The sequence below is a fragment of the Nocardia sp. CY41 genome, assembly GCF_009829325.1.
GTDB lineage: Bacteria > Actinomycetota > Actinomycetes > Mycobacteriales > Mycobacteriaceae > Nocardia.
The window spans coordinates 1-11,581 of the sequence record NZ_VUOS01000063.1; the positions used below are offsets into that span (position 1 = coordinate 1).

At 69.5% G+C, this 11,581-nt stretch carries 2 protein-coding genes; both read left to right on the forward strand.

Features of this window, described 5'->3' with window-relative positions; translation table 11 throughout:
* Window positions 1-3,891 (forward strand): non-ribosomal peptide synthetase (locus tag GVY64_RS35735; protein WP_159850963.1); only part of this gene is annotated, 3,891 nt, incomplete at its 5' end.
* Window positions 3,892-4,171: 280 nt separating this feature from the next.
* On the forward strand, window positions 4,172-11,581 hold a 7,410-nt coding region (locus GVY64_RS35740), incomplete at its 3' end, for a non-ribosomal peptide synthetase (protein ID WP_159850965.1).

The following is an 11,581-nucleotide window of genomic DNA, read 5'->3' on the forward strand; positions in this document are numbered from 1 at the left end:
CCGGCAGCCATCCGCCTCACCGGTGAGTTGGACGTGGCCGCGTTGCGGCAGGCCGTCGCGGATCTGGTGGCGCGGCACGAGATCCTGCGCACGATCTACCCGCAGACCTCCGAAGGCCCGGTACAGCAGGTACTTCCGGCGGCCGAGGTGCCGATCAGCCTCGTACCCATCCGGGTCGACGCGGACGAGCTGATCGCGGCGGTGACCGCGGTCGTCACCGCGGGCTTCGAGGTGACCACCGAAGTCCCGTTCCGGGTGGAACTGTTCGAGGTCGCGCAGGCAGACGAGGTCACCGAGCACGTGCTCGCTTTCGTCGCCCACCACATCAGCTCCGACGGCTGGTCGCTGGGACCGCTCACTCGGGATCTGATGCTGGCCTACGAGGCGCGCAGTAGGGGCGTGGCCCCGGCCATGGCTCCATTGCCGGTCCAGTACGCCGACTACAGCCTGTGGCAGCGGGAGGTGCTCGGTTCCGAGACCGACCCGGACAGCCTCATTTCGCAGCAGGCCGAGTACTGGCGCGGCGCGCTCGCCGCCCTGCCGGACGAATTGCCGCTCCCGGCCGACCGGCCACGGCCCGCCCAGGCGTCCTATCGCGGAGCCACCTTCGCGTTCGACATCGACGCCGAGCTGCACGCCGCGCTGGAACGGCTGGCCCAGCAGCACAATTCGACGCTGTTCATGGTGGTGCACGCCGCACTCGCGGTGTTGCTGGCCCGGCTGTCGGGCACCTCGGACATCGCCATCGGCACCCCGGTGGCCGGCCGCGGCGAGGCCGAGCTCGACGACCTGATCGGCATGTTCGTCAACACCCTGGTGTTGCGCGCCGAAGTGAACCCCGGTGACTCCTTCGACGCGCTGCTCGCCGAGATCCGCCGGACCGACGTCGCGGCGTTCGGTCACGCCGACCTGCCCTTCGAGCGCCTGGTCGAATTGCTCGATCCGGTCCGCTCGGCCGCGCGGCACCCGTTGTTCCAGGTGATGCTGGTGCTGCAGAACTTGACGCAGGCGACGCTCGAGCTGCCCGGACTCACCGTGTCCGGCATCGATCCGCAGGTGTCGGCGGCCAAGTTCGACCTGCAGATCACCTTGGCCGAACAGCCCGGCGCATCGGGCCTTTCGGTGGTGATCGGCTACGCGACCGACCTTTTCGACGAGTCGACCGTGCGGAGTTTCGCGGATCGGTTCCGCCGGGTCCTGGCGACGGTCGCGGCCGATGCCACCGCCGTGGTCGGAGACATCGATGTGCTCGCGAACGGCGAGCGGGATCAGGTGCTGGGCGCGTGGAACGCGCCGGGCGCGTGGGTGCCCGGCGCGACCTTGCCGGATGTGATCGCCGAGCAGGCGTGGTCGCGTCCGGACGCGGTCGCGATTCGTTTCGGCGACACCACCTTGACGTTCGGTGCACTGCACCGCCGCGCGAACCAGGTCGCGCGTGCGTTGATCGCCCAGGGCGCGGGCCCGGAATCGGTGGTCGCGGTCGCGATGCCGCGTACCGAAGAACTGCCGGTCGCACTGTTGGGTGTATTGATCGCGGGCGCGGCGTATCTGCCGATCGACACCACCTATCCGGTGCAGCGGCTGGAATTCATGCTCGAGGACGCCGCTCCGGTGTGTGTGCTGACCACGGCGCAGGAGCGCCACGCGGTGCCTGCCGGTGACTTGCCGGTGGTGCTGTTGACCGAGGCCGAATCGTATTCGGACGCACCGGTCGGAGACGCGCAGCGGCTGGGGCGGTTGCGCCCGGACAACCTCGCGTATGTCATCTACACCTCCGGCTCCACCGGTGTGCCCAAGGGCGTCGGCGTCGCACACCGCAATGTGGTCGAGTTGTTCGCCAACACCCAGCCTTTGTTCGGGTTCGGCGAGACCGATGTGTGGACGTTGTTCCACTCCTACGCGTTCGACTTCTCGGTGTGGGAGCTGTGGTGCGCGCTGGCGCACGGCGGCAGCGTGGTCGTGGTCGACTATGTGACCTCGCGGTCGCCGGAGCAGTTCCGCGAACTGTTGATCCGGGAACGGGTGACGGTGCTCAACCAGACTCCGTCGGCGTTCTATCAGCTGGTGGAAGCGGATCGAGCGGCCGGCGCGGGTGAACTCGCGCTGCGCTATGTGGTGTTCGGCGGTGAGGCGCTGGATCTGCGCAAACTGGGCCGCTGGTACGACCGCCACGGTGACCGGACGCGGTTGGTGAACATGTACGGCATCACCGAGACCACGGTGCATGTGTCGTTCCTGCCGTTGGCTGAGCACAGCGCCGACGATCCGGCCAGTGTGATCGGCCGGGCGATCCCCGGTCTGGATGCGTACGTGCTGGATCGGCGTCTGCATCCGGCTCCGGTGGGGGTGCCCGGTGAGATCCACGTCGTCGGGGCGCAGCTCTCGCGCGGTTATCTGGGCAGGCCCGGATTGACCGCGGCGCGGTTCGTCGCGAATCCGTTCGGCGCGCCGGGATCGCGGATGTACCGCAGTGGCGATATCGGCCGGTGGCGTGCCGGCGCCGACGACGCCGCGCTCGAGTACGCCGGGCGCGGTGACCAGCAGGTGCAGTTGCGCGGGTTCCGCATCGAACTCGGCGAGATCGAGGCCGCGCTGCTGCGCTGCGACGGTGTCGGACAGGCGGTCGCGCTGGTGCGCGCCGACGAACAGCCGGGTGAGCGCCTGATCGGCTACGTCGTGCCCGACACGGGGGTGAGTGTCGATCCGGCGGCGGTCCGGGCCGCGGTCGCCGAATTCCTGACCGGGTACATGGTGCCCGACGCCGTGGTGGTCCTCGACGCCTTGCCGCTGACCCCGAACGGAAAACTCGACCGCCGCGCGCTACCCGCGCCGGAGGTCACCAGCACCGTCGCCTACCGCGCGCCGCAGACGGTCACCGAGCGGGCGGTGGCCGACGTATTCGCCGAACTGCTCGGCGCCGACCGCGTCGGCCTGGACGACGACTTCTTCGCCCTCGGCGGTAACTCGCTGCTCGCGGCCCAGGTGGCCGGGCGGCTGCGGGACGCGACCGGAGCGACGGTGCGGGTGCAGTGGTTCTTCACCGACGCCACGGTTGCCGGGTTGGCCGCCCGCATCGACGCGGGCGACGCCGACGTCACCGCGGCGCTGGACGTGCTGCTCCCGATCCGGGCGAGCGGATCGGCGGCCCCGCTGTTCTGCCTGCATCCGATGTACGGCTTGGCCTGGTCGTATGCGGGACTGGCCCAGTTCATGCCCGCCGACCAGCCGATCTTCGGTCTGCAATCGCCCGCGCTGTCGGAGGACGGCGAGCTGCCCGATTCGCTGGCGGAGCTGGCCGCGCGCTACCTGTCCGAGATCAGGGCGGTGCAACCGCAGGGGCCCTACCGGTTGCTCGGCTGGTCGCTGGGCGGTGTCCTCGCCCATACCATCGCCACCGAGCTGCAGGACGCGGGCGAGCAGGTGGAATTGCTGGCCATGATGGACAGCCATCCGAATCCGGACGTCGTCGGCTTCCGCGCCGCGGTGCGCGGCGCCTTGGCCGAACTCGGTCTCGGTACGACGGCCGCCGCGGACGACGATGTCTACGACCTCGACGACGAGTCGTTGGCGGCGCTGCACGCCATGATCCCGCCGGATCTGGTCGCGGTGACGCCGGAGCGGCTGCGCCGGATCTATCGCAGCGCGGTCCGCTCGGCGGAGCTGATCGCCAAGCACCGGCCCGGCGTCTTCCGCGGCACCGTGCAGTACTTCAGCGCGGCGGTCGCCGACCCCGCCGACGAATTGCGCGCGGCCGCGGCGGACTGGTGGCCGTACGTCCAGGGCATGGTCGTCGACCGGCCGGTCGAGGTCACGCACGCGCGGATGGCCACGCCGGAGGCGCTGGCGGTGATCGGCCCGCAGCTGGCCGCTCTGCTCGACGCCCGCCGGTGATCGTCCCTGCCGACGTCGCGACCCGGATCGGGCGTCGGCAGGGAATAATCGTCCGCGGCACTCGTCATACGCGTCCGCTCGTGCCCCGGAAATTCACGGGTCGTGGCAGATGGCGCTCGGCGTGCGCCGGCGGTTAGGTAACGATCGGCATGCGCGCGTTCGATGATCACAGCGCGGGCAGCATGGTGACGTGCGTGTGGCGACGATAGACAGGGTGAGGCAGCACGATGGTTCGGGCGGTCGGGCAGCGGTGTGACGAGACTGCGGAAGCGGTGCGCCGATGACCCGCCCGGCCCGTGTGCGGCCGACCCGGACCCGCCGCCCCCGCGTCACCACCCTGCCGCAACTGATGGCCACCGCCGTGGAGGCCAACCCCAGCGGTGCGGCCGTGATCTTCGCCGACGCGACCAGCACGCGGGCCACACTGAGCTATGCCGAGCTGGACGAACGGTCCACGCGGTTGGCGCGGCTGCTCATCGATCGGGGGGTCGGTCCGGAGGATCTGGTCGCGGTGGGTGTTCCGCGGTCGGTGGAGTCCGTGGTTGCGGTGTGGGCGGTGGCGAAGACCGGTGCGGGGTTCGTGCCGGTGGATCCGAATTATCCGGCCGACCGCGTCGAGCACATGGTCGTCGACTCCGGCGCGGTCTTCGGGCTCACCGTCGAGGAGATCCGCGCCGACTTGTCGCCCCGGGTCGAGTGGCTGTCCATCGACACCGCCGACTGCGCGCGGCGGCTGGAGGAGTTCGCCGCCGACCCGGTGACCTACACCGACCGCGTGCGCCCGCTGCGCGCGGAGCATCCCGCGTATGTCATCTACACCTCCGGCTCCACGGGCAAGCCGAAAGGCGTGGTCGTCACCCAAGCGGGGCTGGCGAGTTTCTGTGCCGAGCAGCGGGACCGGTATCGGGTGACGAGTGCGTCGCGGACACTGCATTTCGCGTCGCCGTCGTTCGACGCCTCGGTGCTGGAGTTGCTGCTGGCGCTCGGCGGCGCGGCCACCATGGTCGTGGTCGCGCCGACGGTCTACGGCGGTGACGAACTCGCCGCGCTCCTGCGCCGCGAAGCCGTGACGCACGCGTTCATCACCCCGGCCGCGCTCGCGTCGGTGGATCCTACGGGGCTGGACGAGCTGCGCGTGGTGGTGGCCGGCGGCGAGGCGTGCCCGCCGGAGCTGGTGCGACGCTGGGTGCTCCCGGTGTCGGGTGGGCGGACCCGCGAGTTCTTCAACGGGTACGGTCCGACCGAGACCACGATCATGACGAACATCAGCGCGCCGCTGGTGCCCGGCGAGCCGGTGACGATCGGGGCGCCCATCCGGGCCGTCACCGAGTACGTGCTGGACGAACGATTGGTCCCGGTCCCGAGTGGGGTGGCCGGTGAGCTGTACATCACCGGTGCCCATCTGGCCCGCGGCTACCACGAACGGCGCGGGCTGACCGCGTCCCGCTTCGTGGCGAACCCGTTCGACCCCCACGGTTCCCGGCTGTATCGCACCGGTGATCTGGTGCGTTGGACGCCGAACGGTGAGTTGGAGTATCTGGGTCGCAACGATTTCCAGGTGAAGATCCGGGGTTTCCGGATCGAGCTGGGTGAGATCGACGCGGTGCTGGCCGCGCACGAAAGCGTGGACTTCGCGGTCACCGTCGGACACGACCTGGACAGCGGCGTCACCATCCTCGTCTCCTATGTGCACGCCGCGCCCGGGATGATCGCCGACGCGGCCGAACTCGCCGCTTTCGCCGAGCGCATTCTGCCCGCGCACATGGTGCCGACCGTCGTCATGGTGCTGGAGGAGATCCCGCTGACCCCGGTGGGCAAGCTGGATCGCGCGGCGCTGCCCACGCCGCGACTACAGACCAAGGTGTTCCGTGCGCCGGTCGGTCCGCTCGAAGAGCTGGTCAGCGAGGTGTTCGCCGAGCTGCTCGGCCCCGGTGCGCCGGTCGGCGCGGACGACGACTTCTTCGAGCTGGGCGGCAATTCGCTGATCGCCACGCAGGTGGCGGCCCGGCTCGGCGCGGCCATCGCGGCGCGGGTGCCAGCGCGGCTGATCTTCGAGAGCCCCACCGTCGCCGCGCTGGCCGCGCGGCTGGAGCCGCTGAAGGGCGCGGGTGACCGGCACGCGCTGGTGGCTGTGGAGCGTCCGGAGCGGGTGCCGTTGTCGTTGGCGCAGCGGCGGATGTGGTTTTTGAATCAGTTCGATACCGGTTCGGCGGGGAACAATATTCCGTTCGCGGTGCGGTTGTCGGGTGTGTTGGATGTGGCGGCGTTGCGGGCGGCGGTCGCGGATGTGGTCGGGCGTCATGAGACGTTGCGGACGGTGTATCCGGCGGTGGATGGTACGGGGTATCAGGTGGTGTTGCCTGCCGCGCAGGCCGTCCCCGACCTGACGCCGCAACCCGTCGCCGAACACGAGCTGCCCGCGTGGCTGCGCGGCCTCGCGCTGACCGGTTTCGATGTCGCGGCGCAAGTGCCGCTGCGGATGGCGCTGGCCGAGATCGGCCCCGCCGACCACGTGGTGGCGGTGGTGGTGCATCACATCGCGGCCGACGGCGCCTCGGTCGCGCCGTTCCTGCGGGATCTGCTCAGCGCGTTCCTGTCCCGGCGCAACGGGGCGCGCCCGTCCTGGGAACCGCTGCCGGTGCAGTACGCGGACTACACGCTGTGGCAGCGCGCGATGCTCGGCGACGAGAACGACCCGGAGTCGGTGGCCGCGGCCCAGATCGCCTACTGGCGGCGCGCCTTGGCGGGCATTCCCGACCGGATCGACCTACCCTCGGACCGCCCGCGCCCGCCGGTCGCTTCCGGCCGGGGCGCGGAGTACACGTTCGCGGTGGACGCCTCGGTGCATCGAGGTCTCGCCGAGCTGGCGCACAGCGCGGGCGCCTCGGAGTTCATGGTGGTGCACAGCGCGCTGGCGGTGCTGCTCGCCCGGCTCACCGGCACCGACGACATCACCATCGGCACGCCGGTGGCGGGCCGGGGCGAGCGCGAACTCGACGCGCTGATCGGCATGTTCGTCAACACGCTGGTGCTGCGCACCCGGATCGACCTCGGCGCGTCGTTCCGTGCGCTGCTGGCTCAGACGAAGGAAACCGATCTGGGCGCGTTCTCGCATGCCGAATTGCCCTTCGAGCGGTTGGTCGAGGTGCTCGACCCGGTGCGGTCGCAGGCACATCACCCGCTGTTCCAGGTCGCGCTGTTCTATCAGAACCTGAACCGGCCGGAGATCGACCTGCCCGGACTCTCCGCCCGCGTGCTGGAGTTCGACGGCGCGGTGGCGAAATTCGATCTGCAATTGACCGTGGTGCCCGAGGCCGGGGGCGAGGCCTCGGGCTTCACGGCGATGTTCACCTACGCCACCGACCTGTACGACGAACGGACGATCGCCGAGTTCGCCTGGCGGCTGGATCGGCTGCTTGCCGTCGCCGCCGCCGAGCCGGATCGGCCGATCGGCGCGATGGATCTGCTAGCTCCCGCCGAGCGCGAACGCATCCTGCGCGAGTGGAACGACACCCGGTATCCGGTGCCCGCCGAGTTGCTGCTGGACGGGTATCGCCATGCCGCGGAGGCGTACGCCGACGAGGTCGCCGTGGTGTACGAAGGTGTGGAGTTGACGTTCCGTGCGTTCGATGCGCGGGTGAATCGTTTGGCGCGGTTGTTGATTTCGCAGGGTGTGGGTGCGGAGTCGTTGGTGGGGTTGGCGGTTCGTCGGTCGTTGGATCTCGTGGTGGGGATGTATGCGATCGTGGCGGCGGGTGGGGCGTATGTGCCGTTGGATCCGGATCATCCGGCCGAACGCATCGCGCACATCCTCGAGACGGCGCGTCCGATCTGCGTGCTGACGACCTCCGCCGACGCGGTCGACGTGCCGGAAGACACCGCGGTGCTGCTGCTGGACGCGCTGGATCCGAACCGGTTCGACGATTCGCCGGTGCGCGCGGAGGAACTGGTGCGCCCGGTGCTGCCACACCATCCCGCGTACGTGATCTTCACCTCCGGGTCCACCGGACGCCCCAAGGGCGTGGCGATCTCGCACTTCGCGATTCAGAATCAGATCAGCTGGATGCTCGCGGCGTATCCGCTCGACGCCGACGACGTGTACTTGCAGAAGACGGCGACGACGTTCGACGTCTCGCTGTGGGGCTATTTCCTGCCGCTGCGCGTGGGCGCGAAGCTGGTGATCGCGCACCACGACGGACACCGTGACCCGGTGTACGTGGCGGAGACCATTGCCACGCAGGGCGTGACGGTGACGGACTTCGTGCCGTCCATGCTGACGGTCTTCGCCGCCCACGCCACGCCCGGCTCGTGCCCGACCTTGCGCGACATTTTCGTGATCGGCGAGGCGCTGCCGCCGGAGACCGTCGCCGCTGTGCGCGCGGTGACCGACGCCGCCGTGCACAACCTGTACGGCCCCACCGAGGCGGCCGTCTCGGTGACCTACTGGCCCGCGACCGCGGCGGACGAGCGCACCGTGCCGATCGGTGTACCGCAGTGGAACACGCAGGTGTACGTGCTGGACGCGCGTCTGCAACCGGTGCCGACCGGTGTTCCGGGCGAACTGTATCTGGCGGGTGATCAGCTGGCCCGCGGCTATGTGCGGCGTCCCGACCTGACCGCCGACCGGTTCGTCGCCGATCCGTTCGGCGACGGCGAGCGGATGTACCGCACCGGTGATCTGGTGGTCTGGCGCGCCCCCACCGACGAATTACCGCACCGGCTCGACTATCTGGGCCGGACCGATTTTCAGGTGAAGTTCCGTGGTCAGCGGATCGAGCTGGGGGAGATCGAGACGGCGCTGCTGGCGCAGCCTTCGGTGAGCCAGGCCGTGGCGGTGGTCGCGCCGTCGTCGCTGGGCGACCAATTGGTCGCCTACGCGGTCCCCGCGTCCGGGTACTCCATCGAGCAGGGCGACTTGCTCGCGGCGATCGCGGAAACGTTGCCCACCTATATGGTTCCGGCTGCCATCGTGGCACTGGACGCGTTCCCGCTGAATCCCAGCGGCAAGCTCGATCGCAAGGCGCTTCCCGAGCCGACCTTCACGGCGCGGCGATTCCATGCGCCCGCGACGGCGGTCGAGGAGATCGTCGCCGAGGTGTTCGGTGCGGTGCTCGGCGTCGCCAGGGTCGGCGCGGACGACGATTTCTTCGCGCTCGGCGGCAATTCGCTGGTGGCCACGCGGGTCGTGGCGCGTCTCGGGGCGGCGATCGATGCTCAGGTGCCGGTGCGTGCGTTGTTCGAGGCGCCCACGGTCGCGGCATTGGCGGCGGCGCTCGAGTCGCATACCGACGGTGAGCGCCGTGTGCGGTTGGGAAGCATCGCGCGTCCGGAGCGGCTGCCGTTGTCTTTGGCGCAGCGGCGGATGTGGTTCCTCAACCGCTTCGACCAGTCCGACGATGCAGCCGCGGCTACCGGTTCGGCGGCCTACAACCTCCCGTTCGCGTTGCGGTTGACCGGTGCGCTGGATGTGGCGGCGCTGGGTGCGGCGCTGCACGATGTGGTGGCGCGGCATGAGGTGCTGCGCACGGTGTATCCGGAGACGCCCGATGGTCCGGTGCAGGTGGTGCTGGCCGCGGGCCAGTTGACGCTGGACGTGGCCGAACATCCGATCGGCGCGGACGAGATCGAGCGTGAGGTTGCCACGCTCGCGACGGTCCCCTTCGATGTGACCGGCGAAGTGCCTGTTCGCGTCCGCCTGCTGCGGATCGTGGACGCGCCGCAGGAGTATGTGCTTGCGGTGGTGGTGCATCACATCGCGGCGGACGCGTCGTCGATGGGTCCGTTGGTGCGGGATGTGATGGTGGCGTATTCGGCGCGTGTGGCAGGCGAGTCGCCGGGGTGGTCGCCGTTGCGGGTGCAGTATGCGGATTACGCGTTGTGGCAGCGTGCGGTGTTGGGTGACGAGTCGGATCCGGAATCGCTGGCGGCACGGCAGATCGCGTTCTGGCGCGCGGAGCTAGCCGGCCTGCCCGACCTGCTGGAGTTGCCGACCGATCGGCCGCGTCCGGCGGTGGCGTCGCTGGCAGGTGCGCGCGTGCCCGTGACGGTGGACGCCGCGACGCATGCCGGGTTGGTGGAGCTCGCTCGTGCGCATGGCGCGACGCTGTTCATGGTGGTGCATACCGCGTTCGCGGTGCTGCTGGCTCGCTTGTCCGGCACCGGGGATATCGCCGTGGGCACGCCGGTCGCGGGTCGTGGTGAGCGTGAGCTCGACGATCTGATCGGCATGTTCGTCAATACGGTGGTATTCCGTTCGCGGATCGACGGTGGCGAGTCGTTCGCGGACGTGCTGGCGCGTCAGCGCGAAGCCGATCTGGCTGCGTTCGCGCATGCGGATGTGCCGTTCGAGCGGTTGGTGGAGGTGTTGAATCCGCCGCGGTCGACGGCGCGTCATCCGTTGTTCCAGGTGGGTTTGTCGTTTCAGAATGTGGCGCGCACGTCCTTGGAGTTGCCGGGTCTGACGGTGGCCGGTGTGGATGCGGATTTGGATGTGTCGCAGTTCGATCTGCATTTGATCGTTGGTGACGGGTATGACGAGTCGGGTGCTGCCGCGGGTATCGGTGGGTTCCTCACATACGCGACCGATCTGTTCGACCGGGAGACGGTAGAAGGGTTCGCGGAGCGGTTCTCACGCGTCCTCGCCGCGATAGTCACCGATCCCGCCGTCCCGGTGGGGGACATCGACATCCTCGCGGACGCCGAGCGCGTCGACGTGCTCACCGCATGGAACGACACCACTCAGCCGGTGGAGCCCGCCACCCTGGGATCGCTGCTGCGGCGGACCGTCGCCACGACTCCTGGAGCGGTCGCGCTGGTCGCGGACTTGCCTGGTGACGAACGCGCCGAGCTGAGCTACGCGGAACTGGCGGCCCGGGTGAACCGTCTGGCCCGGTACCTGATCTCGGTGGGAGTCGGCCCCGAGACCCGGGTCGCGCTCGCATTCCGCCGATCGGTGGACCTGGTCGTGGCGATGTACGCGGTGACCGAGGCCGGCGGAGCGTACGTACCGGTCGATCCCGACCAAGCCGCCGAGCGGACCGACTACATCCTCTCCGTCGCCGCACCGGTGTGCGTCTTGAGTAACGCGGAGTCGGACTTCGACACCGACGTCGCCCCGGTCGTGCGGCTCGAAGATCTCGAACTGACCGCGGTCGCGAGCGTGCCGCTCCGCGACGCCGAGCGAGTCGCCCCGCTGCGGCCGGAGAACACGGCCTACGTCATCTTCACGTCGGGTTCGACCGGGTGCCCGAAAGGCGTCGCGGTGCCGCACGCGGCGATCGTCAACCAATTGCTCTGGAAGGCAGCGGAATTCGAGCTGTCCCAGGACGACTCGGTGCTGCTGAAGACGGCGGCGACGTTCGACTTGTCGGTGTGGGAGTTCTGGTCGGCCGCGGTGTGCGGCGGTCGTCTGGTGATCGCCGCGCCGGATGGTCATCGGGATCCGGCGTATCTGGCCGAACTCATGGCGCGCGAGTCGGTCACCACGCTGCACGTGGTGCCGTCGATGCTGGACGCGCTGCCGCTGCACCGGCCGGCCGCGGACACGGTGGACTGGTCGCCGCTGCGGGTGTTGGCGATCGGTGAGGCGTTGCCGGGTTCGGTGGGGCAGCGGTTTTTGCGGGAGCATCCGCGTACGGAGTTGTTCAATCTTTATGGTCCGACCGAGGCGGCGGTGTCGATCACCAGCCAT